General features: G+C 61.8%; 16 protein-coding genes and 2 rRNA genes. 14 read left to right on the top strand and 4 right to left on the bottom strand.

Going from position 1 to position 23,686, the window contains the following annotated elements; translation table 11 throughout:
• Positions 1 to 13: 13 nt before the first annotated feature.
• The 12 genes from ACXZ1M_RS22160 (at position 14) to ppnP (ending at position 16,145) form a co-directional block, all read left to right on the top strand.
• Positions 14 to 2,848, top strand: a complete 2,835-nt coding sequence (locus tag ACXZ1M_RS22160) for an ATP-binding protein (RefSeq protein WP_459054063.1) — start codon at positions 14 to 16, stop codon at positions 2,846 to 2,848.
• 101 nt (positions 2,849 to 2,949) lie between these two features.
• A complete protein-coding gene (gene argF / locus ACXZ1M_RS22155) occupies positions 2,950 to 3,879 on the top strand; it encodes an ornithine carbamoyltransferase (protein WP_459049779.1) in 930 nt (309 codons plus the stop codon).
• Between the two features lie 24 nt (positions 3,880 to 3,903).
• Positions 3,904 to 5,136, top strand: coding sequence for an argininosuccinate synthase (locus tag ACXZ1M_RS22150; protein ID WP_373991217.1), 1,233 nt, complete (start codon positions 3,904 to 3,906; stop codon positions 5,134 to 5,136).
• 116 nt (positions 5,137 to 5,252) lie between these two features.
• Entirely contained in the window at positions 5,253 to 7,067 is a 1,815-nt protein-coding gene (locus ACXZ1M_RS22145) for a methyl-accepting chemotaxis protein (protein ID WP_459049778.1), read from the top strand.
• Between the two features lie 35 nt (positions 7,068 to 7,102).
• On the top strand, positions 7,103 to 8,917 hold the full coding sequence (locus ACXZ1M_RS22140; protein ID WP_459049777.1) for a methyl-accepting chemotaxis protein: 1,815 nt from the start codon (positions 7,103 to 7,105) through the stop codon (positions 8,915 to 8,917).
• Between the two features lie 11 nt (positions 8,918 to 8,928).
• Positions 8,929 to 9,387, top strand: coding sequence for a chemotaxis protein CheW (locus ACXZ1M_RS22135; RefSeq protein WP_459049776.1), 459 nt, complete (start codon positions 8,929 to 8,931; stop codon positions 9,385 to 9,387).
• A complete protein-coding gene (locus ACXZ1M_RS22130) occupies positions 9,384 to 10,694 on the top strand; it encodes a CheR family methyltransferase (RefSeq protein WP_459049775.1) in 1,311 nt (436 codons plus the stop codon). The genes ACXZ1M_RS22135 and ACXZ1M_RS22130 overlap by 4 nt, the downstream gene beginning before the upstream one ends.
• Positions 10,695 to 10,717: 23 nt before the next feature.
• Positions 10,718 to 11,383, top strand: a complete 666-nt coding sequence (locus tag ACXZ1M_RS22125) for a chemotaxis protein CheW (RefSeq protein ID WP_459049774.1) — start codon at positions 10,718 to 10,720, stop codon at positions 11,381 to 11,383.
• Positions 11,380 to 13,707, top strand: a complete 2,328-nt coding sequence (locus tag ACXZ1M_RS22120) for a hybrid sensor histidine kinase/response regulator (RefSeq protein ID WP_459049773.1) — start codon at positions 11,380 to 11,382, stop codon at positions 13,705 to 13,707. Before ACXZ1M_RS22125 ends, ACXZ1M_RS22120 begins: the two co-directional genes overlap by 4 nt.
• Complete coding sequence (cheB, locus tag ACXZ1M_RS22115) at positions 13,704 to 14,753, top strand: chemotaxis-specific protein-glutamate methyltransferase CheB (RefSeq protein ID WP_459049772.1); 1,050 nt, start codon at positions 13,704 to 13,706, stop codon at positions 14,751 to 14,753. Before ACXZ1M_RS22120 ends, cheB begins: the two co-directional genes overlap by 4 nt.
• 18 nt (positions 14,754 to 14,771) lie before the next feature.
• On the top strand, positions 14,772 to 15,812 hold the full coding sequence (locus ACXZ1M_RS22110) for a diguanylate cyclase (protein WP_459049770.1): 1,041 nt from the start codon (positions 14,772 to 14,774) through the stop codon (positions 15,810 to 15,812).
• An 18-nt stretch (positions 15,813 to 15,830) separates the two neighbouring features.
• Positions 15,831 to 16,145: a pyrimidine/purine nucleoside phosphorylase gene (gene ppnP, locus ACXZ1M_RS22105; protein ID WP_459049769.1), complete on the top strand. Its 315-nt coding sequence runs from the start codon at positions 15,831 to 15,833 to the stop codon at positions 16,143 to 16,145.
• A 96-nt stretch (positions 16,146 to 16,241) separates the two neighbouring features.
• Here ppnP and murB read toward each other — a convergent pair whose 3' ends face one another.
• A complete protein-coding gene (murB, locus tag ACXZ1M_RS22100; protein WP_459049768.1) occupies positions 16,242 to 17,261 on the bottom strand; it encodes a UDP-N-acetylmuramate dehydrogenase in 1,020 nt (339 codons plus the stop codon).
• 131 nt (positions 17,262 to 17,392) lie between these two features.
• Between murB and ACXZ1M_RS22095 the strand changes: the two genes are divergently transcribed.
• Both ACXZ1M_RS22095 and ACXZ1M_RS22090 read left to right on the top strand, forming a co-directional pair.
• Positions 17,393 to 17,878, top strand: coding sequence for a YajQ family cyclic di-GMP-binding protein (locus ACXZ1M_RS22095; protein ID WP_459049767.1), 486 nt, complete (start codon positions 17,393 to 17,395; stop codon positions 17,876 to 17,878).
• A gap of 136 nt (positions 17,879 to 18,014) precedes the next feature.
• On the top strand, positions 18,015 to 19,271 hold the full coding sequence (locus tag ACXZ1M_RS22090) for a nitronate monooxygenase (RefSeq protein ID WP_459049766.1): 1,257 nt from the start codon (positions 18,015 to 18,017) through the stop codon (positions 19,269 to 19,271).
• Positions 19,272 to 19,331: 60 nt separating this feature from the next.
• On the opposite strand, the gene ACXZ1M_RS22085 is transcribed toward ACXZ1M_RS22090, so the two are convergent.
• The 3 genes from ACXZ1M_RS22085 to ACXZ1M_RS22075 form a co-directional block, all read right to left on the bottom strand.
• A complete protein-coding gene (locus tag ACXZ1M_RS22085) occupies positions 19,332 to 20,261 on the bottom strand; it encodes an exopolyphosphatase (RefSeq protein WP_459049765.1) in 930 nt (309 codons plus the stop codon).
• Positions 20,262 to 20,422: 161 nt separating this feature from the next.
• Positions 20,423 to 20,535, bottom strand: a 5S ribosomal RNA gene (gene rrf, locus ACXZ1M_RS22080).
• A gap of 109 nt (positions 20,536 to 20,644) precedes the next feature.
• Positions 20,645 to 23,517, bottom strand: a 23S ribosomal RNA gene (locus tag ACXZ1M_RS22075).
• Positions 23,518 to 23,686 lie beyond the last annotated feature (169 nt).

Raw genomic sequence — 23,686 nt, 5'->3', positions numbered from 1 at the left:
CCGAGGGACCGTGATGGACATGTTTGCGCTCGACGACGCGTTGGCCGACTGGGAGGCAGCCCTGCCGACCTTGCGCGGCCCTGCGCGGCTGCCGATGCTGCTGCCGCTGGCGTGGCATCTGCGCCAGCGCGACACCCCGCGCGCCCTCGACCTGGCGGCCGAAGGCCTGACCCTGCTGCCTGCCGCCGAGCTGCCCGACGCGGACGCCCAATCCATCGCCGCCCGCTTCCTGCTGGTGCGCGCCGAAGCGACCTGGCTGTCCGGCAAGCTGGACGTGGCCGACGACCAGGCCGTCGACGCCGCCGCCCGTTTCACCACCCTGAACGACCCGCTCGGCCGCGCCGACGCCCACTGGCTGCGCGCCTGGATCGCCATCGACAGCGGCGAGCACGCGCGCGCCGCCGACGAACTGGAACAGATGGCCGCCGCCGCCGCGCAAGCCGGCGACGCCCAGCGCCAGGCCGTCGCCGACGCCGTCAACGCCCGCTGGAGCGTGCTGCGCGACCTGCCCAGCGCGCAGCAGCGCTGGTCCGGGCGTTTCAGCCGGGACGACGAAAACCTGCCGGCGGTGGTCGGCTGGATTTACGACTACTACGGCCTGTCGGCCAGCCAGTCCAGCGACTTCGGTTCCGCCGCCGCCCACTACCTGCGCTGCTACGAGGCGGCGCTGGAGAGCGGCCAGATGCGCCTGGCGATTACCGCCGCCATCAACATCGGCCTCGATTTCACGGTCCTCAACGACCACCACGCGGCGCTGGAATGGATGGAGAGCGCGCTCGATCTGGCCCGCCCCACCGGCTGGCCGCGCAGCATCGGCGCCTGTCTGATGCACACCGCCGACACCATGCGCCGCCTCGGCCGGCTCGAGGCCACCGAGGAACTGCTGCAGGAAGCGCTGCAGATCCTGGCGCCGATGTCGGCCGCGCGCACCTATGCCACCGCCCTGCACTACCTGGGCGACCTGTCGCTCGACAAGGCCGACTACACGGCCGCCTTGGACGCCTTCCGCAAGCTGCAGGCGCGCAGCGAAGCCTTGCAGCACGCCGACTTCCAGAGCATCGCGCGGCGCGGCCAGGCCCACGCGCTGTGCTTCCTCGACCGTCCGCAGGAAGCGCTGGCCATGGCCGACCGCGCAGCCGAACTGGCGCAGGCCCAGGCCAACCGCTACAACCACGTGGCGGCGCTGCGCGTGATGTCGCTGATCCACCTGCGCCACCAGTTGCCCACGCCGCCCGGCATGACGGAGCCCAACGCCACCCTGCACTACCTGCACCAGGCGCTGGCGGTGGCGGCCCATATCGACGGCTATACCCTGCCCTGCGACCTGCACGACGCGCTGGCGCGCGAATACGCGCAGATCGGCGACTACCAGAAGGCCTACGCCTCGGCCCAGCTGTCGGCCGCCGCGCGCGAGAAGACCCACAGCCAGGAAGCCACCAACCGCGCCATCGCCATGCAGGTGCAGCACCAGACCGAACACGCGCGCGCCGAAGGCCAGCACCACCGCGAGCTGGCCGCCGCCGAGGCGCGCCGCGTGCAGCTGCTGCAGCAGACCAGCACCACGCTGGAGCGCCTGTCGGCCATCGGCCAGGAGATCACCACCCACCTCGACGCCAGCGCCGTGTTCCAGGCGCTGGACCGCCACGTGCAGGCGCTGTTGCCGGCCAATTCGCTGGCGGTGTACATGTGCGATCCGGGCTGCGACACCATCAGCCGCGTGTTCGGCATGGAGAACGGCGTACCGCTGGCCAGCAACACCATCGATATCGGCAACCCGCGCGCCAACGCCGCCCGCAGCCTGCGCGAGCGCCAGGAGATCTACGTGGCGGAGGCCGGTCCGAACGACATCTTCCTGGCGCCCGGCACCCAGGTCATGGCCAGCGCCATCTACGTGCCGCTGTCGGTGGGCGAACGGGTGCTGGGCGTGATGACGGTGCAGTGCTCCATGCCCAACGCCTACGGCGCGCGCGAGCGCCTGATCTTCCGCACCCTGTGCGCCTACGGCGCCATCGCGCTCGATAACGCCGAGGCCTACCGCCAGTTGAAGGACGCGCAAACGCAACTGGTGTCGCAGGAGAAGCTGGCGGCGCTGGGTGCGCTGATGGCCGGCGTGGCGCACGAATTGAATACGCCGATCGGCAACAGCCTGCTGATCGCCAGCACCCTGATGCAAAAGACCGAGGAGCTGGAAGCGCAGATGAACAGCACCGGCCTGAAACGCTCGTCGCTGGCGAACTACCTGGAGGACGCGCGCAAGGCACACGACCTGGTGATGCGCGGCCTGACCAGCGCGGCCAACCTGGTCAACAGCTTCAAGCAGGTGGCGGTGGACCGCACCACCGAGCAGCGGCGTGAATTCAATCTGGCGCAAGTGTCGCAGGAAGTCATCGCCACCATGATGAACCGCATCCGCGCCTCCAACCACCGCATCGAGGTCGAGGTACCGGACACGATTTCGCTCGACAGCTATCCCGGCCCCTACGGCCAGGTGATCGCCAACTTCATCAACAACGCGCTGCTGCACGCCTTTACCCGCGAAGGCAACGGCTGCATGTGGCTGCGCGCGCAAGCGCAGACGGACGGCCGGGTGCAGGTCACGTTCCGCGACAATGGCAGCGGCATCGCGCCCGAACACATGTCGCGCATCTTCGATCCCTTCTTCACCACCAAGCTCGGACAAGGCGGCAGCGGCCTCGGACTGTCGATCAGCTACAACATTGTCACTTCGCTTATGGGCGGCCTGATTTCCGTCCACAGCTCGCGCGACGGCACCATCTTCACCCTCGATCTCCCTCTGACGGCGCCGGCGCACCAGCAGCCCGCCGCCAACCAGATCTACCGCCGCTGAAACCACCTGTCTAGACAGGAGATTCTGCGGCGATTAGCCCTATCCGCCGAATTGCCTTTATAATTGATCGGCTAAGCTTTAGCTATCTGTCAGTTGTCATTATGCCTATCCAAAAACCGATCAAGCATTACCTGCAGTTTTCCGACCTCACGCTGGAAGAGTACGAGTACGTCATCGAACGCGCGCACCTCATCAAGCGCAAGTTCAAGAACTACGAGATCTACCACCCGCTGATCGACCGCACCCTGGTCATGGTCTTCGAGAAGAACTCGACCCGTACCCGCCTGTCCTTCGAGGCCGGCATGCACCAGCTGGGCGGCGCCGCCATCTACCTGAACACGCGCGACTCGCAGCTGGGCCGCGGCGAACCGGTGGAAGACGCCGGCCAGGTGATGAGCCGCATGTGCGACATCATCATGGTGCGCACCTTCGGCCAGGAGATCATCGAGCGTTTCGCCGCCAATTCGCGCGTGCCGGTGATTAATGGCCTGACCAACGAACACCATCCGTGCCAGGTCTTCGCCGACATTTTCACCTACTACGAGCATCGCGGCTCGATCACCGGCAAGACGGTGGCCTGGGTGGGCGACGCCAACAACATGCTGTACTCCTGGCTGCAGGCGGCCGAAGTCTTCGGCTTCCACGTCAACGTGTCCACGCCCAAGGGCTACGACATGGACATGTCGCTGGTGTCGACCGACCGCTACACCTTCTTCGAGAACCCATCGGACGCCTGCCAAGGCGCGCACCTGGTCAACACCGACGTCTGGACCAGCATGGGCTACGAAGAAGAAAACGCCGCCCGCCTGAAGGCCTTCGACGGCTGGATCGTCGACAGCGCCAAGATGGCGCGCGCCGCACCGGATGCGCTGTTCATGCACTGCCTGCCGGCGCATCGCGGCGAGGAAGTCTCGGCCGACGTCATCGACGGCCCGCAATCGGTGGTCTGGGACGAGGCGGAGAACCGCCTGCACATCCAGAAGGCGCTGATCGAGTACCTGCTGATCGGCCGCGTCGAAACAACGAACTAAATTCAACACACACTTGGAACTAGCATGAGCGACATTAAAAAAGTAGTCCTCGCCTACTCGGGCGGCCTCGATACCTCCGTCATTCTGAAATGGCTGCAGGATAACTACCAATGCGAAATCGTCACCTTCACCGCCGATCTGGGCCAGGGTGAAGAGCTGGAACCGGCACGCGCCAAGGCGCTGAAGTTCGGCATCAAGCCAGAGAACATCTACATCGACGACGTGCGCGAAGAATTCGTGCGCGACTTCGTGTTCCCTATGTTCCGCGCCAACACCGTGTACGAAGGCGAATACCTGCTGGGCACCTCGATCGCGCGTCCGCTGATCGCCAAGCGCCTGATCGAAATCGCCAACGAAACCGGCGCCGACGCCATCTCGCACGGCGCCACCGGCAAGGGCAACGACCAGGTGCGCTTCGAACTGGGCGCCTACGCGCTGAAACCAGGCGTGAAAGTCATCGCTCCATGGCGCGAGTGGGATCTGCTGTCGCGCGAAAAACTGCTGAAGTACGCGGAAGACGCAGGCATCGCCATCGACATGAAGCACAAGAACGGTGGCGCACCGTACTCGATGGACGCCAACCTGCTGCACATCTCCTTCGAAGGCCGCCACCTGGAAAACCCGAGCGCCGAAGCCGAGGAATCGATGTGGCGCTGGAGCGTCAGCCCTGAGGCGGCGCCCGACCAGGCCGAGTACATCGACCTCGAATACGAAAAAGGCGACATCGTCGCCATCAACGGCGTGCGCATGTCGCCGGCCACCGTGCTGACCGAACTGAATCGCCTGGGCGGCAAGCATGGCATCGGCCGCCTGGACCTGGTGGAAAACCGCTACGTCGGCATGAAGTCGCGCGGCTGCTACGAAACCCCTGGCGGCACCATCATGCTGAAAGGCCACCGCGCCATCGAGTCGATCACCCTGGACCGCGAAGTGGCCCACCTGAAGGACGACCTGATGCCACGCTACGCCTCGATGATCTACAACGGCTACTGGTGGGCGCCGGAGCGCGTCGCGCTGCAAACCCTGATCGACCACACCCAGGCCACGGTCAATGGCTGGGTGCGCATCAAGCTGTACAAGGGTAATGTGATCGTCGTCTCGCGCGATTCGAAGACCGACTCCCTGTTTGATATGAACATCGCCACCTTCGACGAAGACGGCGGCGCCTACAACCAGGCCGACGCCGGCGGCTTCATCAAACTGAACGCGCTGCGCATGCGCATCGCCGCCAACGCACGTTTGAAGCGCGGCCAGTAAAGCGGCCAATAAGCGGCCAATAAGGTCGTCAAACCGCCACGCTGAAAATGGCCGCTCGCTGAGCGGCCATTTTTTTGATACATTGCTTGCACACCCCGACGGAGAGTGAAGCGGCCATGTTCAAAAACCTCAGTATCAAACAAAAACTCGCCTCTGGATTCGGCGCCATCGTCGTCATCATCATCATCCTGCTGGCACTCGCCTACAACAACTTCACCAAGCTTTCCACCGCCAACGAGTGGGACAAACACACGCTGCAAGTGCTGCTGCAGGCGCGCGAGATCGAAACCGCCCTGATACAGGTGCAGAATTCCACGCGCGGCTTCATGCTCACCGGCGAAGAGAGCATCACCAAGCCGATCCCGATCGAGGAAGACAAGGTGCGCCACCACATGGGCGAGATCACGCGCCTGACATCCGACAACTCCTCCCAGCAGGAGCGCCTGAAACGCCTGGCGCCCATGATGCAGAACTGGATCGACAATGTGATCCACCCGCTGCTGGAAAAGCGCCGCGCCCTGAACAAGCAGGTTGGCGTGTCGCAGCAGGTGGCGACATCGGCCGATGTCCTGAATGGCACCAAGATCATCGCCGATGTGCGCCAGCTGCTGCGCGACATCAGCGACGAGGAAAACCGCCTGCTGGCCGAACGCAGCAAAACCTCCAGCGACCTGTCCCAATCGATGATGCTGTTGCTGGTGCTGGGCGGCGGCCTTTGCACCGTGCTGGCCATCGTCATCGGCACGCTGCTGTCCGGGGCCCTGGCCGGACCGCTGATGCGCCTCAACGCGGTGGTCGAACGCATTGCCGGCGGCGATCAAAACGCCCGCGTGGTGGTGGACTCGCGCGATGAACTTGGCCAGGTGTCGATCGCCTTCAACCAGATGACGCAATCGATCCAGGACAACCAGGCCAAGGAACTGGCGGCCACCAACGACCTGCGGGCCAAGGTCGACGCCCTGCTCGGCGTGGTGTCGAAGGCCGCCGCCGGCGACCTGACCGGCAAGATCACGGTCAGCGGCGACGACGCCATCGGCCAGCTGGCCGCTGGGCTGGACCGCATGTTCGAGAACTTGCGCGCGCTGCTCAACAACGTGCAGAAGGCCGGCATCCAGGTCACCACCTCGGCCACCGAAATCGCCGCATCCGCCAAGGAGCAGGAAGCGACCGGGATGGAACAGGCCCAGACCAGCGTCGAAATCCTCAGCACCACCAAGGAAATCTCGGCCAATATCTCGCAACTGGTCAAGACCATGGAGGACGCCACCTCGGTGGCCGACTACACCACGCACGCCACTGCAGACGCCCAGAATAATCTGCAGCGCATGGACGGCACCATGCAGAACATGGTGACCGCCACCGATTCGATCAACGCCAAACTGGCGGCATTGTCCGAAAAGGCTTCCAATATCAACAGCGTTCTGATTACAATCACGAAGGTGGCCGACCAGACCAACATCCTGTCGCTGAACGCAGCCATCGAGGCTGAAAAGGCCGGCGAGGCGGGACGCGGCTTTTCCGTGGTCGCCACCGAAATCCGCAGGCTGGCAGACCAAACCTCCGTCTCCACCTGGGACATCGAACAGATGCTCAAGGAGATGCAGTCTGCCGTCTCCGCCAGCGTGATGGGCATGGACAAATTCTCCGAAGAGATCCGCCGCAGCGTGGGCGAAGTACGCCAGGTGACCAACCAACTCTCCGGCGTGATGGACCAGGTTCAGAAACTGGCGCCGCAATTCGACATGGTGCTGCAAGGGATGCAGTCGCAAGCCGTGGGCGCCACCCAGATCACCGAGACCATGATGCAGTTGAACGAAGCCACCCAACAAACCGTGGAATCGCTGAAATCGACCAGCGAAGCGGTCCACCAATTGCAGTATGCTGCGGGCGGGCTGCAAAGCAGCGTCGCCACCTTCTCGGTGGCGGGCTGAGACACCCCAATAGAGAATAGAGTCCGGAGAAAAAATTGTTTAAAAACTTGAGTATCAAGAAGAAGCTGTACCTCGGGTTTGGCGCCATCCTGGCCATCATCCTGGTGCTGCTGTCGATCGCCTACAACCGCTTCAACACGCTGTCCGAGGCCAACGCATGGGACCGCCACACGATGGAGGTCCTCCAGGACATCGACGTGCTGCGCAACGACCTGCTGCAAGTGCAGGTGGAGGCGCGTGGCTACTACCTGACCGGCAGCGAGCAACGCCTTCAGCGCGCGCGCAAGGAGATGGCCGACATTCCGGCGTCGGTCGCCGCGCTGCAAAAGATCACCTCCGATAATCCGGCCCAGGTGACCCGCTTCAAGCAACTGGCGGAAATGGTCCGCGTCTGGACCGGCGAAGTGATCGAGTCCCAACTCAAGATGCGCCAGGAACTGGGCGACAAGCCCGGCGCCGCCGACGCCATGGGCCGCACGCCGCAGCTGTCGGGCGCCACCTCCGCCATCGGCGACATTTACAAATTGATGAACGATGCGACGGCCGAAGAGAAACGGCTGCTGGTCGAGCGCAGCAAGGCCTCCGAAGAGCTGCAGCAATCCATGCGCACGGTACTGACCTTGGGCGGTGTGGTGTGCGTGGCGCTGTCGCTCGGCATCGCCTGGCTGCTGGTGGGATCGCTACTGTCGCCGCTGAACAATCTGACGCAGGCGGTGGGCCGGATCGCCGGCGGCGACCAGTCGGCGCGCGCGCACGTGTTGTCGGCCGATGAACTGGGCGCGGTGACCACGGAGTTCAACCGCATGGCGCAGGCGATCCAGGACAACCAGGCCAACGAACTGGCGGCCACCAACCTGCTCAAGTCCAAGGTCGACTCGCTGCTCGGCGTAGTGTCGAAAGCGGCGTCGGGCGACCTGACCGGCAAGATCGAAGTGCAAGGCAGCGACGCCATCGGCCAGTTGGCCAATGGCCTGGACCGCATGTTCCTGAACCTGCGCGCGCTGCTCAACAACGTGCAGAAGGCCGGCATCCAGGTCACCACATCGGCCACCGAAATCGCCGCCTCCGCCAAGCAGCAGGAAGCCACCGGCATCGAACAGGCGCAGACCAGCGTCGAGATCCTCAGCACCACCAAGGAAATCTCGGCCAACACCTCGCAGCTGCTCAAGACCATGGAGGAAGCGACCGCCGTCGCCGACTACACCACCACCGCCACCGCCGACGCGCAAAACAACCTGCAGCGCATGGACAACACCATGCAGCACATGGTGTCGGCCACCGATTCGATCAACGCCAAGCTGGCGGCGCTGTCGGAAAAGGCCTCCAACATCAACAGCGTGCTGATTACCATCACCAAGGTGGCCGACCAGACCAACATCCTGTCGCTGAACGCCGCCATCGAGGCCGAGAAGGCCGGCGAAGCGGGTCGCGGCTTCTCCGTGGTGGCGACCGAGATCCGCCGCCTGGCCGACCAGACCTCCGTCTCCACCTGGGATATCGAGCAGATGCTCAAGGAGATGCAATCGGCCGTATCGGCCAGCGTGATGGGCATGGATAAATTCTCCGAAGAGATCCGCCGCAGCGTGGGCGAAGTGCGCCAGGTGACCGACCAGCTGTCCGGCGTGATGGACCAGGTGCAGAAACTGGCGCCGCAGTTCGACCTGGTGCTGCAGGGGATGCAGTCGCAGGCGGTGGGCGCGGAACAGATCAGCGCCACCATGATGCAGCTGAACGACGCCACCCAGCAGACCGTGGAATCGCTCAAGGCCACCAGCGAAGCGGTGCACCAGCTGCAGTACGCGGCCGGCGACCTGCAAAGCAGCGTGGCCAACTTCGCCGTCGCGGTATAACGGCGGACGCCATGAAACTACTCGTCTTCCACATCGGCGCCGACCGCTACGGCTTGCGCCTGCGCGATGTGCTGCGCGTGCTGCCGCTGGTGGAACTCAAGCAGCTGCCGCTGGCGCCCGACAGCGTGGCCGGCATCATGGACCTGCACGGTGCGCCGGTGCCGGTGATCGACTTGTGCCGCGCCAGCGGCCTGCCCAGCGGCGAGGACCATTTCGACACCCGCATCATCGTGGCCGACTATGTGACGCCGGAGGGTGCGCACCACGCGCTGGGCCTGCGCGCCGAGCGCGTGCTGGGCGTGCAGGAAGTGGGCGATGAACTGCTGCGCGACAGCGGCGTGCAGGCCGCCCCCTTCCTCGGCGTGGTGGCCAGCGACGCGCAAGGCATGCTGCAAGTGGTCGAGCTGGCGCAGCTGCTGCCGGCCGAGCTGTGCGCCCTGCTGTTCCAGTCGGCGGATAGCACTACATGACACCCGCCCAATCCATGCTGCGAGCGGCCACCGGCTTGAACCTGTCCAAGTCGGTGGTGGAGCGCGCGATCAAGAATCGCATGGAGCAAACCGAGGTGGCCGATCACGACGCCTACCTGCAGCAAATGACGCCGGAGGAGCTGACCGCGCTGGTGGAACTGGTGGTGGTGCCGGAATCGTGGTTCTACCGCGACCCGCAAGCCTTCCAGGCCATGACCGAATTCGTGCGCGCGCGCCTGGCCACCGACAACGGGCGGCTGGTGCGCATCCTGTCGATACCCTGCGCCGGCGGCGAGGAGCCGTACACCATGGCGATGGTGCTGACCGACGCCGGCATCGCGCCGGGGAATTTCATGATCGACGCCTTCGACATCAGCCCGACCTGCGTGGCGCGCGCCAAGAGCGGCATCTACGGCCGCAATGCTTTCCGCGCGCAGGACCTGGGCTTTCGCGACCTGCATTTCACCAGCGCCGGCGACGGCGACTACCGCATCAACGACGCCATACGCAAGCAGGTGCGCTTCAAACAGGGCAACCTGCTGGAGTTCGACCTGAGCACGCGCAGCGGCCACTACGACGTGATCTTCTGCCGCAACCTGCTGATCTACTTCGACAAGCCCACCACCAAGGCCGCCATCGCCAAGCTGGAGGCGCTGCTGATGGATGACGGGCAGCTGTTCGCCGGCTATGCCGAAGTGCCGTCGTTCTGCCAGCATGGCTTTTCGCCGCTGTCGTACAGCCAGGCGTTCGGCTTGCGCAAGGAGGCCGCCGCAGCGGCGCACAAGCAGGCACACACCGCGCGCGCGACCGACAAGACCGCACCGCCACGCGCCGCACGTCCATCGCGCGCCGTGGCTTCGCCGCCCTCGCCGCCTGCATCCGCGCCGCAGCCGACGACAATGCGCGCGCGCGCAACGCCGACGCTCGGCGCGGCCGCCCGCGCCGCAGCTGCAACGCCTGCGATGCCTGCCACAGCGCCTGCGCCCGCCGCCGCCAACCTGCTGGCCGACGCACGCCGCCTGGCCGACCTGGGCGACGTCAAGGCCGCCGAAACGAAATGCCGCGATCACCTTGCCCAACATCCCGAATCGGCGGAAGCCTATTTCATCCTCGGCCTGCTGAATGAGCTGACCAACAAGCCGCAGATGGCATCGGAGTACTGGAAGCGCTGCATCTACCTGCAGCCGGACCACTACGAAGCCCTGTGCCACCTCGCCCTGCTGGCTGAAGCCAACAACGACGCCGCCGGCGCCGCCGCGCTCAAGGCGCGCGCCGCCCGCATCTACAAACGCCAGCAGGCATCCTGAGACGCCAAGTGAAACGCTAAGCCATGAGCACAACCATCATCGAAGCCTGCTGGAACCAGATCGGCGTGAACGGCGACCAGAGTTGCGAGAAGCTGGAGCAGCACGTCCACTGCCGCAACTGCGAAGTCTACGCCGCCGCCGCGCAACAGAACCTGCAGCGCGTGGTCGGCGACGACTACAAAAAAGACTGGGCCGCGCACTTCCGCCAGGCCGCCACCGATACCCAGCAGCAGGACGCCTCCTGCCTGGTATTCCGCATCGGCCGCGAATGGCTGTCGCTGCCGACCCGCATGTTCGTCGCCGTGGCGCCGATCGCCACGCCGCACCGCCTGCCGCACCGCGCCTCGCGCGGCTTGCGCGGCATCGTCAACGTCGGCGGCACGCTCTATCCCTGCATGTCGCTGGCCGAACTGCTGGGCATCGACGAAGCGGAGGGTGAAGCGGCCACCCACCGCCACACCTTCGCGCGCCTGCTGCTCACGCGCTGGGAAGACCAGTCCTACGCCATTCCGGTGGCCGACCTGCATGGCCTGCTGCGCTACGCCAGCGCCACGGTGCAGGCGCCGGCCGCCACCATCAACAAGGGCTTGTCCCGCTTCCTGTCCGGCGTGATATCGCATCAAAACATGCGTATCGGCGTGCTCGATGAAGCGCTGATCGGCTACCAACTCGCGAGAACCCTACGATGAGCGTCGATAACAACGGAGACCTGAGCCAGTTCTCCATGCTGGACCTGTTCCGCATGGAGGCCGACAGCCAGACCCAGATCCTGACCGACGGCCTGCTGGCGATGGAGCGCCTGAAGGACGACGCCAGCGCGGTGGAATCGATGATGCGCGCGGCGCACTCGATCAAAGGCGCGGCCTCCATCGTCGGGCTGGAAGTAGTGGTGCAGCTGGCGCACGGCATGGAGGACGCGTTCATCGCCGCGCAGAACGGCAAGCTGGCGCTGACGCCCAACCGCGTCGACGTGCTGCTGGCCGGCGTGGACCTGATCCTGCAGCTTTCACGCCTGCAGGACAGCGGCGTGGACGCCTGGCTGGCCGCCAACAGCGGTCAAATCAACAGCACCATGAACGCGATCTCCACCATCGCCTTCCTGCCGGAGCCAATCAGCTTCGCGCCGCCAACTCCAGCCGCCGCTCCCGCCGCCATACCGACCTTCCCGATCGGCGAGCTGCCGATCGCGCCGCAGCCCTCAGCCGTAAGTCCAGCTGCATCGGCTGCATCGGCTCCGACGCCTGCCGAAGAAACCGCCGCCACCCGCCAGTTGGCGCAAGCACCGATGAAGCACGCGCAAAACTTCGACAAGCTGCTGTCGCTGGCCAGCGAATCGCGCATCAACGCGCACCAGATGCACCCGTTCATCCAGAACATGCAGCGCTTCAAGCGCAACCAGAGCAGCCTGTTCACGCTGATCGAGCAACTGCACGAAGCGATCTCCAACAGCAGCGACGCCAGCCTGAAGGAAAAATCCCTGCTGGCGCTGCAGAAGACGCATCCCCTCAAGCAATTCGTGCTGGAGCACATCGCCGACATCGAAGCCTACGAGCGCCGCCTGCTAGGCGTCTCGCAAGGCATGGTGGACGAAGTGCTGACCATGCGCATGCGCCCCTTCAGGGACGGCGTGCAGCACTTCCCGCGCATGGTGCGCGACCTCTCGCGCAGCCTGGGCAAGGACGTGCAGTTGCAGATCATCGGCGAAGACACGCTGGTCGACCGCGACATCCTGGCCAAGATCGAGAGCCCGCTCAACCACATGCTGCGCAACGCCATCGACCACGGCATGGACAACGCCGCCGACCGCATCGCCGCCGGCAAGCCGGGCACCGGCACCATCGTGCTGGAGGCCAAACACCGCGCCGGCATGCTCAGTATTGAAATCAGCGACGACGGCAAAGGCGTCGACCTCGAACGCATCCGCGCCCGCGTGATCGAACGCAAAATGGCGCCGGCGCAGATGGCGACCTCGATGTCGGCGGCCGAATTGATGGAGTTCCTGTTCCTGCCCGCCTTCAGCCTGAAGGACAACATCACCGAAATCTCCGGGCGCGGCGTCGGCCTGGACATCGTGCACGAAACCATCCGCTCGCAGAACGGCACCGTGCGCATCGAATCCGAACTGGGTGTCGGCTTCCGCACCTACATCACGCTGCCGCTGACGCAATCGATCGTGCGTGCGCTGGTGGTGGACGTCAAGGGCGAAGCCTACGCCGTGCCGATCGTGCAGGTGGAGCGCGTGCTCAAGGTGCCGCAAGCGTCCATCCACACGCTGGAGAGCAAGCAGTTCTTCGACTTCGGCGGCGAGCATCTCGGCCTGGTCTCGGCCTCGCAGGTGCTGGAGCTGGGCGACACCGACGCCGGCGCCGGCGAACTGCCGGTGGTCGTCATCGGCGCCGGCGCGCGCCGCTATGCGCTGGTGGTGGACGCCATTCGCGGCGAACAAAGCCTGGCGGTGCAGGCCATCGACCCGATCTTCGGCAAGATGCGCGACATCTCCTCGGCCGCCCTGCTCGACAACGGCGAGCCGGTGCTGATCCTCGACGTGCCGGACCTGCTACTCTCGATCGACAAGCTGCTGCACGAAGGCGGCCTGCATCAACTGGCCAAGTCCGACGCCGCCGAGCGCCGCCGGACCAAGCGCATCCTGGTGGTGGACGACTCCCTCACCGTGCGCGAGATGGAGCGCAAGCTGCTGATGGCGCGCGGCTTCCTGGTCGATATCGCTATCGATGGCATCGACGGCTGGAACGTGGTGCGCAGCGGCGACTACGACCTGGTGATCACCGACGTCGACATGCCGCGCATGGACGGTATCGAACTGGTAACACTGATTAAAAAAGATATACACCTGCATAAATTGCCAGTCATGATAGTCTCTTATAAAGATCGACCGGAGGATCGCGCACGCGGCCTGTCGGCCGGCGCAGACTACTACCTGACCAAGGGCAGCTTCCATGACGAAACGCTGCTCGATGCAGTCAGCGATTTGATTGGGGACGCCCGTAGATGAAGATAGCCATCGCCAACGATGTCGCCATGGCGGCCGAGGCGCTGCGGCGCGTGATCGCCAGCACCGCCGAACACCAGGTATTGTGGATCGCGCGCACCGGCGCCGAAGCGGTGCGCATGTGTGCCGACAACCGCCCGGACCTGATCCTGATGGACCTGAACATGCCGGAGCTTGACGGCGTGGAGGCCACGCGCCAGATCATGGAACACAGCCCGTGCGCCATCCTGGTGGTGACAGGCCGGCCGCAGGACAACGTCAACCAGGTGTTCCGCGCGCTGGGCGCCGGCGCGCTCGACGTGACGGCCACGCCGGTGCTACAAGGCCAGCCGGGCGGCGATGCCGAACTGCTGGCCAAGATCCGCACCATGGACAAGCTGATACGCCACAGCGGCGGCAACCAGGCCATGCTGCCCCGCACCGCCGCCAACGCCAATGGCAACGGCCACGCGGGCGACGGGCCGGACACCGAACGAGTCACCTCGCTGCTGGCCATCGGCGCTTCCACCGGCGGGCCGGTGGCGGTGTCCAAGCTGCTGGCCGGCTGGAAGGCGCCGCGCGGCTGCGCCATCGTGGTGGTGCAGCACATCGACCAGCACTTCGCCGACAACTTCGCGCGCTGGCTGGGCGAACAGCTGGAGATGCCGGTGCGCTCCGCCGAAGAAGGCGACGAACTGGTGGCCGGCACCATCCTCATCGCCAAGAGCAACGATCACCTGACGCTGGATCAAAACCTTCGCTTGCGTTACGATATCCACCCGAAGGACTACGCCTACCGGCCGTCGGTGGACGTGTTCTTCCACTGCGTGGCGCAGCACTGGAAAGGCGAAGCGGTGGGCGTGCTGTTGACCGGCATGGGCCGCGACGGCGCCGAAGGCTTGCTGGCGATGCGCCGCGCCGGCCAGACCACCATCGCCCAGGACCAGGCCAGCAGCGCGGTGTACGGCATGCCGCGCGCGGCGGCGGAGCTGGATGCGGCACAAATGATTTTACCGCTGGCGAAGATCGGACCGGTCTTGCGCAGCACCCTGGGTGGACGTGGTCAATAACAAGCAAAGAGAATCCTGATGTCCGAAGCAAATGTAATCGCAGCAGATCAAGAGCCGTCCCTGCCTATCTTCAAGGTGAGAGTGCTGCTGGTGGACGATCAGTTGATCATCGTCGAAGCCGTGCGGCGCATGTTGAGCGACCAGCCCGACATCGAATTCCACTACGTGACCGACGCCACCAAATCGCTGGACACCGCGCTGCAGCTGCAGCCGACCGTGATCCTGCAGGACCTGGTGATGCCGACCATCGACGGCTTCGGCCAGATCACGCAATACCGCAACGAGGAAAGCCTGCGGCACGTGCCGGTGATCGTCCTCTCGGCCAAGGAAGACCCCAAGCTCAAGGCGCACAGCTTCGGCACCGGCGCCAACGACTACATGGTCAAGCTGCCGGACAAGCTGGAACTGCTGGCGCGCGTGCGCTATCACTCGGGCGCGCACATCAGCCGCCTGCAGCGCGACCAGGCCTTCCGCTTCCTGCGCGAGAGCCAGAAGCAGCTGGCCGACGCCAACATCGAACTGCAAAAGCTGGCGGCGCTCGACGGCCTGACCGGCATCGCCAACCGCCGCCGCTTCGACGACACCATGCGCATCGAATGGCAGCGCGGCCAGCGCGACAAGAAGCCGTTGACGCTGCTGATGTGCGACGTCGACTTCTTCAAACTATATAACGACAGCTTCGGCCACCTGGCGGGCGACCTATGCCTGAAAAAAGTGGCCGCTGTGTTGACCGAACATCTGAAGCGCCCGGCCGACCTGGCCGCGCGCTACGGCGGCGAGGAATTCGCAATTATCCTGCCCGAGACTCAATTGACTGGGGCACTGATCGTGGCCGAGTCATGCCGCCGCCACCTGGAGCAGCTCGCGATCGAAAATCCGCAGGCAACCACGGAAATGTCATGCGTGACCATGTCGGTCGGCGTGGCCAGCGTGGTGCCCTCGCCTGCGGGCAGCGTGGAAGAGCTGATCCGGCAAGCCGACCGGGCCCTGTACGCGGCCAAGAATGGTGGCCGCAACCGCGTGGTGAACGCGGACGACCTGCCCGGTCTCACACCATAACCAAGGAAAAACAGCAGCATGAGTGCACAAATCGAGCAAGTCAGCGTCGTCAAGAAATCGAACATCTACTTTGACGGCAAGTGCGTATCGCACACCGTCATCCTGGCCGACGGCAGCAAGAAAAGCGTGGGCGTGATCTTCCCATCGAGCCTGACCTTCAACACCGGCGCGCCGGAAATCATGGAAATCACGGGCGGCGTCTGCAAGGTGCGCCTGGACGGCGCCAGTGAATGGCAGACCTACAGCGCGGGCCAAGAGTTCAGCGTGGCCGGCAACAGCAAGTTCGACATCGAAACCGTCGAGACCCTCGACTACGTTTGCCACTTCGGCTAAACAAATTCAGGGTCAGTTCCGACATTCGGACACGAGCCCAACCGTAGCGGCCGCTACGGTTGGGCTCGTGTCCGAATGTCGGAACTGACCCCGAATTTAGATGAAGACAGGCTCCGGCTCCAGCAGCACGCCATAGCGCGCCTGCACGTCGGCCTGTATCGCCTTGGCCAGCGCCACCACTTCCGCACCGGTGGCGCCGCCGTTATTCACCAGCACCAGCGCCTGTTTCGGATAGACGCCGGCCGCGCCCAGGCTCTTGCCTTTCCACCCGCATTGATCGATCAGCCAGCCGGCGGCCAGCTTCTCGCTGCCATCGGGCTGCGCATGATGCACCAGGTTCGGGAAGCGCTCCAGCAGCGCCGCACATTGCGCGCCCGGCACCACAGGATTCTTGAAGAAGCTGCCGGCGTTGCCGATCGCCGCAGGATCGGGCAGCTTGCGGCGGCGGATGGCGATCACCGCTTCCGCCACCTGCTGCGGCGTCGGCGCATCCGCCATGCCCGGCTCCGCCGCCAGTTCCGCATAGCGCAGGTTCGGCGTCCATTGCTTGGGCAGCGCGAACGTTACGTCCAAAATAATCAGCTGCCGCGCTTCCTGCTTGAACACGCTGTCGCGATAGCCGAAACGGCAGGCCGCCGCGTCCATCACGCGCGTCTCGCCGTTGGCTGGATCGAACACCGTCACGCTGTGGAAGACGTCCTTGATTTCCAGTCCGTAGGCGCCGATATTCTGGATCGGCGCCGCGCCCACCGTGCCCGGAATCAGCGATAAATTTTCCAGCCCGCCGATGCCCTGCGCCACCGTCCACTGCACGAACGCGTGCCAGTTTTCACCGGCCGACGCACGCACGAAATGATGCCGGTCATCGCCGCTGATCAGCTCCTTGCCTTCGAGCGCGATGTGCAGCACCAGGCCGTCGAAGTCGCCCGTCAGCAGCACATTGCTGCCGCCGCCCAACACCAGCTTCGGCAAAGTAGCCCAGGCGCCATCAGCATAAACGCCGAGCAGTTGCTCCTTTTTCGTCACACGCAGATAGGCGCGCGCCGTCGCGGCAATGCCGAAAGTGTTGAGGGGTTGGAGGGAATGTTGATACTGGATGGAAGACGATGCGGGCATGAGGGAAATAAGCAATAAATTTAGTCGATTATAGAGCGAAACAAGTAAAAAACCAGTGTCGATATGGCTGCGAACGGCGGGTTGTCCGTTAAAATGGCAGTCTTTGAAGCAGCAAGATAAAGGAAATAGTTATGCCGTCGTTTGATGTAGTTTTGGAAGCCGATATGATCGAAGTAAAGAATGCCGTCGAGCAATCTCAAAAGGAGATCGCCACGCGCTTCGACTTCAAAGGCACCGGCGCCGCCGTCGAACAGAAGGAACGCGAACTGACCGTCACCGCCGATTCCGATTTCCAGTTGCAGCAGGTGCGCGACGTCCTGACCACCAAGCTGTCCAAGCGCAAGGTCGACGTGCGCTTCCTCGACGACGGCGAGATCAAGAAGATCGGCGGCGACAAGGTGCGCCAGGTGATCAAGGTCAAGAACGGCATCGAAACGGAAGACGCCAAGAAGATCGTGCGCATCATCAAGGACAGCAAGATGAAGGTGCAAGCCAGCATCCAGGGCGAATCGGTGCGCATCACCGGCGCCAAGCGCGACGACCTGCAGGCTGCCATGGCCCTGCTGCGCAAGGACGCCACCGACCTGCCGCTGGAATTCAACAACTTCCGCGACTGATCCCCTTCCGCGCACGGCCGGCCGGCGCGGCCGTGCCGTCATCAAGCTGTAGTACGCATGGAGTAGAATGACCGGGAGTCCCGATCATGCGTACTACCGCGCGACCGCAATTAACTTCGGTAGTCTAAGGATAGCAATGAAACGTGTTGATGATTTCCGCCTGCGATTTGGCAACGACGAGTATGTGCCCATCATGATCGGCGGAATGGGGGTCGACATCTCGACCTCGGAACTGGCGCTGGAGGCGGCCCGTCTGGGCGGCATCGGCCATATCTCGGACGCGATGGTGGAAGACGTTTCGGACCGCAAGTTCGACACCAGCTTCGTCAAGGACAAGACCAAGCTCTACAAGCACAACATCAACAACATGGACAAGTCGATTGTCCAGTTCGACCTGCAGCGCCTGGCCGAAGCCCAGCGCCTGCACATCGGCGCCACCATGAAGGCGAAACAGGGCCACGGCCTGATCTTCGTCAACTGCATGGAAAAGCTGACCATGAACGGCCCGCGCGAGACTCTGCGCACCCGCCTGAACGCGGCGCTGGACGCCGGCATCGACGGCATCACGCTGTCGGCCGGCCTGCACTTCGGTTCGTTCGCGCTGATGGCCGATCACCCGCGCTTCCGTGAAGCCAAGCTGGGCATTATCGTATCGTCGGTGCGCGCGCTGCAGATCTTCCTGCGCAAGAACGCCAAGCTGAACCGTCTGCCGGATTACGTGATTGTCGAAGGCCCGCTGGCCGGCGGCCACCTGGGTTTCGGCCTGGACGACTGGCAGGATTACGACCTGATGACCATCACCCAGGAATTGTTGGCGTATTTCAAGCAAGAGAACCTGGACATTCCGCTGATCGCGGCCGGCGGCATCTTCACCGGTTCGGACGCGGTGCGCTTCCTGGAAGCCGGCGCGGCGGGCGTGCAGGTGGCGACCCGCTTCACCGTCACCAAGGAATGCGGCCTGCCGGAGAAGGTCAAGCAGGAATACTTCAAGGCGTCGGAAGACGACATCATCGTCAACGGTGTGTCGCCTACCGGCTACCCGATGCGCATGCTGAAGAACACGCCGGCGATCGGCTCCGGCATCCGTCCGGGCTGCGAATCCTACGGCTATCTGCTGGACGCCTGCGGCAACTGCTCCTACATCAACGCCTACAACCGCGAGGTTGAAGCGCATCCGGAAGCCAAGACCGTGGTGGTGATGGACAAGACCTGCCTGTGCACGCACATGCGCAACTTCAACTGCTGGACCTGCGGCCACTACACCTACAAGCTGAAGGACACCTCGTTCAAGAAGCCGGATGGCGACTACCAGATGCTGACCGCCGAACACGTGTTCAAGGACTACCAGTTCAGCACCGATGATTTAATAGCATTACCTGAAAAAGAGTTCTAATTAAAACTGGCGTGTGTGCTGCGACGCTCAAGATCGTCGCATGGCCACACGCCGTTTTTTTTAACCTTCGCTGGTGATCCGGTGGATCAGTGCTCCCTGCACATCCTCCGCCATCTCGTTGTCGACCTGGCAGGTGCCGGCATTCTCGTGCCCACCACCGCCGTATTCCAGCATCAGCGCGCCGATATTGGTCTTCGAGGTACGGTTCAGGATCGATTTGCCGGTCGCGAACACGGTATTCTGGTTCTTCAGGCCCCACAGCACGTGGATCGAGATATTCGTCTGCGGGAAAATGGCATAGACGATGAAGCGGTTGCCGGCGAAGATGATCTCTTCGTTGCGCAGATCCAGCACCACCAGGTTCTTGTGCACGGTGGCGCAGCGGCGGATCTGGTCCTTGCACTTCTCTGCATGCTCGAAGTACAGCTCCTTGCGCTCCTTCACGTCCGGCAGTTCCATGATCTCTGCAATCGAGTGATTCTTGCAGTAGTCGATCAAGTCCATCATCAGGTTGTAGTTGGAGATGCGGAACTCGCGGAAGCGGCCCAGGCCGGTACGCGCATCCATCAGGAAGTTCAGCAAGTCCCAGCCTTCCGGATTCAGCACTTCCTGCTCGTTGAAGCGCGCGGCATCGCCCTTGTCGACCGCCGCCATCATGTCGTCCCACGACGCCGGGAAGGCTTTCAGGCCGCCGTAGTAGTCATACACCACGCGCGCGGCGGACGGCGCTTCGGGATGGATGACATGGTTCTCGCGATCGCCGGTGTTGCGGATCGTTTCAGACAAGTGGTGATCGAACGCGATGTGGGCGGTTGCGACATACGGCAGATTGGTCGTGATGTCCCGATCGGTGATAGTGATCTTGCCGTCCTGCATATCCTTCGGATGGACGAACAGGATCTCATCGATCAAATCGAGGTGCTTGAGCAGTACCGCGCAAACCAGACCATCGAAGTCACTGCGCGTAACCAAGCGATATTTTTTTGACATGTATGCACCCTTTAGTAGTTTGGTCCCTGCAACGACTAATGATACATAAAAAAATCCGCCAGCAGTATCAATCTATTTGAGCTTATAAGCGGATAAACGATCAGTTGAGTAAACGCAAAAAGGCCCGTTCACATTGAACGGGCCCTCTTACTTAATAACTAGCTTGACGATAACCTACTTTCACACTGGTTGCAGCACTATCATCGGCGTAGAGTCGTTTCACGGTCCTGTTCGGGATGGGAAGGGGTGGGACCGACTTACTATGGTCATCAAGCTTTGACTTGTATGCTGTGGCGCCGACGGCGCCACAGCGAATCTGGAAGAAGTAAAGTTGGGGTAGCACACTCATCATCAGAGTAAATGCGTATAACCGTCAAGGTTATAGGGACAAGCCTTACGGGCAATTAGTATCAGTTAGCTTAATGCATTACTGCACTTCCACACCTGACCTATCAACGTCCTGGTCTCGAACGACCCTTCAAAGAGCTCAAGGCTCTGGGAAATCTCATCTCAAGGCAAGTTTCCCGCTTAGATGCTTTCAGCGGTTATCTCTTCCGAACTTAGCTACCCGGCAATGCCACTGGCGTGACAACCGGTACACCAGAGGTTCGTCCACTCCGGTCCTCTCGTACTAGGAGCAGCCCCCTTCAAATTTCCAACGCCCACGGCAGATAGGGACCAAACTGTCTCACGACGTTTTAAACCCAGCTCACGTACCACTTTAAATGGCGAACAGCCATACCCTTGGGACCGGCTACAGCCCCAGGATGTGATGAGCCGACATCGAGGTGCCAAACTCCCCCGTCGATATGAACTCTTGGGAGGAATCAGCCTGTTATCCCCAGAGTACCTTTTATCCGTTGAGCGATGGCCCTTCCATACAGAACCACCGGATCACTATGTCCTACTTTCGTACCTGCTCGACTTGTCGGTCTCGCAGTTAAGCACGCTTATGCCATTGCACTATCATCACGATGTCCGACCGTAATTAGCGTACCTTCGAACTCCTCCGTTACACTTTAGGAGGAGACCGCCCCAGTCAAACTGCCTACCATGCACTGTCCCCGATCCGGATAACGGACCAAGGTTAGAACCTCAAACAAACCAGGGTGGTATTTCAAGGTTGGCTCCACGCAGACTGGCGTCCACGCTTCAAAGCCTCCCACCTATCCTACACAGATTGGTTCAAAGTCCAATGCAAAGCTACAGTAAAGGTTCATGGGGTCTTTCCGTCTAGCCGCGGGTAGATTGCATCATCACAAACATTTCAACTTCGCTGAGTCTCGGGAGGAGACAGTGTGGCCATCGTTACGCCATTCGTGCAGGTCGGAACTTACCCGACAAGGAATTTCGCTACCTTAGGACCGTTATAGTTACGGCCGCCGTTTACTGGGACTTCAATCAAGAGCTTGCACCCCATCATTTAATCTTCCAGCACCGGGCAGGCGTCACACCCTATACGTCCACTTTCGTGTTTGCAGAGTGCTGTGTTTTTATTAAACAGTCGCAGCCACCATTTTATTGCAACCTTTTCGCCCTATCACAGTAAAGTGACCAAGCTACCGAGGCGTACCTTTTCCCGAAGTTACGGTACCAATTTGCCGAGTTCCTTCTCCCGAGTTCTCTCAAGCGCCTTAGAATACTCATCTCGCCCACCTGTGTCGGTTTGCGGTACGGTCTCGTATGACTGAAGCTTAGAGGCTTTTCTTGGAACCACTTCCGATTGCTACGTGCACAAGTGCACTCGTCCCACTCCCTTGAATTACGTGCCCGGATTTGCCTAAGCACCTTCTATGAAGCAGAAACTGACTATTCCAACAGTCAGACAACCTTCCGCGATCCGTCCCCCCATCGCATCATACGACGGTGCAGGAATATTAACCTGCTTCCCATCAGCTACGCATCTCTGCCTCGCCTTAGGGGCCGACTCACCCTGCTCCGATGAACGTTGAACAGGAAACCTTGGGCTTACGGCGTGGGGGCTTTTCACCCCCATTATCGCTACTCATGTCAGCATTCGCACTTCTGATACCTCCAGCATCCTTTACAAGACACCTTCGCAGGCTTACAGAACGCTCTCCTACCATATGCTTACGCATATCCGCAGCTTCGGTGACTGGCTTAGCCCCGTTACATCTTCCGCGCAGGACGACTCGATCAGTGAGCTATTACGCTTTCTTTAAATGATGGCTGCTTCTAAGCCAACATCCTGACTGTTTTAGCCTTCCCACTTCGTTTTCCACTTAGCCAATCTTTGGGACCTTAGCTGGCGGTCTGGGTTGTTTCCCTCTTGACGCCGGACGTTAGCACCCGACGTCTGTCTCCCAAGCTCGCACTCATCGGTATTCGGAGTTTGCAATGGTTTGGTAAGTCGCGATGACCCCCTAGCCATAACAGTGCTCTACCCCCGATGGTGATACTTGAGGCACTACCTAAATAGTTTTCGGAGAGAACCAGCTATTTCCAAGTTTGTTTAGCCTTTCACCCCTACCCACAGCTCATCCCCTAATTTTTCAACATTAGTGGGTTCGGACCTCCAGTGCGTGTTACCGCACCTTCATCCTGGCCATGAGTAGATCACTTGGTTTCGGGTCTACACCCAGCGACTATCGCCCTGTTCGGACTCGATTTCTCTACGGCTTCCCTATTCGGTTAACCTTGCCACTGAATGTAAGTCGCTGACCCATTATACAAAAGGTACGCAGTCACCCCACGAAGAGGCTCCTACTGTTTGTATGCACACGGTTTCAGGATCTATTTCACTCCCCTCCCGGGGTTCTTTTCGCCTTTCCCTCACGGTACTGGTTCACTATCGGTCGATTACGAGTATTTAGCCTTGGAGGATGGTCCCCCCATATTCAGACAGGATTTCTCGTGTCCCGCCCTACTTGTCGCACGCTTAGTACCACCGGTCTGATTTCATGTACGGGGCTATCACCCGCTATGGCTGCCATTTCCAGAGCATTCCATTATCAGTCCGACTATCACGTTCAGGCTCTTCCCATTTCGCTCGCCACTACTTTGGGAATCTCGGTTGATTTCTTTTCCTGCAGCTACTTAGATGTTTCAGTTCGCCGCGTTCGCTTCGTACACCTATGTATTCAGTGTACGATGACCTAAAAGGCCGGGTTTCCCCATTCGGAAATCTGCGGATCAAAGCTTGTTTGCTAGCTCCCCGCAGCTTATCGCAAGCTACTACGTCCTTCATCGCCTGTAATCGCCAAGGCATCCACCATGTGCACTTATTCACTTGTCCCTATAACCTTGACGGCTATAAGTCTAAGCATTTACTACTATGTGATGATGAGTTTTACTACCCAAGCATGTATCTGTCGATACACGCTTAATAAAACTTTACTTCTTCCAGATTGTTAAAGAACGATACTACTTTTACCTAAACCCGAGCACCAGGCTGGCTTACGTAA

Source organism: Duganella paludis (assembly GCF_054461335.1).
The sequence above is the reverse complement of the archived record's forward strand: the minus strand, read 5'-3'. Positions and strand labels throughout refer to the sequence as shown.

What these genes read in the sequence shown, in the direction of transcription:
- ppnP (WP_459049769.1), top strand. Translation starts at nt 15,831, where the DNA reads ATGAGTGCACAAATCGAGCAAGTCAGCGTCGTCAAGAAATCGAACATC.
- ACXZ1M_RS22145 (WP_459049778.1), top strand. Translation starts at nt 5,253, where the DNA reads ATGTTCAAAAACCTCAGTATCAAACAAAAACTCGCCTCTGGATTCGGC.
- ACXZ1M_RS22125 (WP_459049774.1), top strand. Translation starts at nt 10,718, where the DNA reads ATGAGCACAACCATCATCGAAGCCTGCTGGAACCAGATCGGCGTGAAC.
- ACXZ1M_RS22090 (WP_459049766.1), top strand. Translation starts at nt 18,015, where the DNA reads ATGAAACGTGTTGATGATTTCCGCCTGCGATTTGGCAACGACGAGTAT.
- ACXZ1M_RS22095 (WP_459049767.1), top strand. Translation starts at nt 17,393, where the DNA reads ATGCCGTCGTTTGATGTAGTTTTGGAAGCCGATATGATCGAAGTAAAG.
- ACXZ1M_RS22160 (WP_459054063.1), top strand. Translation starts at nt 14, where the DNA reads ATGGACATGTTTGCGCTCGACGACGCGTTGGCCGACTGGGAGGCAGCC.
- cheB (WP_459049772.1), top strand. Translation starts at nt 13,704, where the DNA reads ATGAAGATAGCCATCGCCAACGATGTCGCCATGGCGGCCGAGGCGCTG.
- ACXZ1M_RS22130 (WP_459049775.1), top strand. Translation starts at nt 9,384, where the DNA reads ATGACACCCGCCCAATCCATGCTGCGAGCGGCCACCGGCTTGAACCTG.
- ACXZ1M_RS22110 (WP_459049770.1), top strand. Translation starts at nt 14,772, where the DNA reads ATGTCCGAAGCAAATGTAATCGCAGCAGATCAAGAGCCGTCCCTGCCT.
- murB (WP_459049768.1), bottom strand. Translation starts at nt 17,261, where the DNA reads ATGCCCGCATCGTCTTCCATCCAGTATCAACATTCCCTCCAACCCCTC.
- ACXZ1M_RS22120 (WP_459049773.1), top strand. Translation starts at nt 11,380, where the DNA reads ATGAGCGTCGATAACAACGGAGACCTGAGCCAGTTCTCCATGCTGGAC.
- ACXZ1M_RS22150 (WP_373991217.1), top strand. Translation starts at nt 3,904, where the DNA reads ATGAGCGACATTAAAAAAGTAGTCCTCGCCTACTCGGGCGGCCTCGAT.
- argF (WP_459049779.1), top strand. Translation starts at nt 2,950, where the DNA reads ATGCCTATCCAAAAACCGATCAAGCATTACCTGCAGTTTTCCGACCTC.
- ACXZ1M_RS22135 (WP_459049776.1), top strand. Translation starts at nt 8,929, where the DNA reads ATGAAACTACTCGTCTTCCACATCGGCGCCGACCGCTACGGCTTGCGC.
- ACXZ1M_RS22085 (WP_459049765.1), bottom strand. Translation starts at nt 20,261, where the DNA reads ATGTCAAAAAAATATCGCTTGGTTACGCGCAGTGACTTCGATGGTCTG.